This is a genomic window from Streptomyces sp. NRRL F-6676 (assembly GCF_000725625.1).
GTDB lineage: Bacteria > Actinomycetota > Actinomycetes > Streptomycetales > Streptomycetaceae > Streptomyces.
In genome coordinates this window covers 1-296 of sequence record NZ_JOHS01000142.1, presented here as the reverse complement: position 1 = coordinate 296, position 296 = coordinate 1, and the positions used below count along the sequence as shown (strand labels likewise).

1 rRNA gene is annotated in these 296 nt (G+C 57.8%); it reads left to right on the top strand.

Features of this window, described 5'->3' with window-relative positions:
* Positions 1–296 (top strand): 16S ribosomal RNA (locus tag IO29_RS31365); the annotation flags it as partial.

Here is a 296-nt window from a genome sequence, read left to right as displayed (position 1 = left end):
CAACTCGGAGGAAGGTGGGGACGACGTCAAGTCATCATGCCCCTTATGTCTTGGGCTGCACACGTGCTACAATGGCCGGTACAATGAGCTGCGATACCGTGAGGTGGAGCGAATCTCAAAAAGCCGGTCTCAGTTCGGATTGGGGTCTGCAACTCGACCCCATGAAGTCGGAGTCGCTAGTAATCGCAGATCAGCAGTGCTGCGGTGAATACGTTCCCGGGCCTTGTACACACCGCCCGTCACGTCACGAAAGTCGGTAACACCCGAAGCCCGTGGCCCAACCCGTAAGGGAGGGA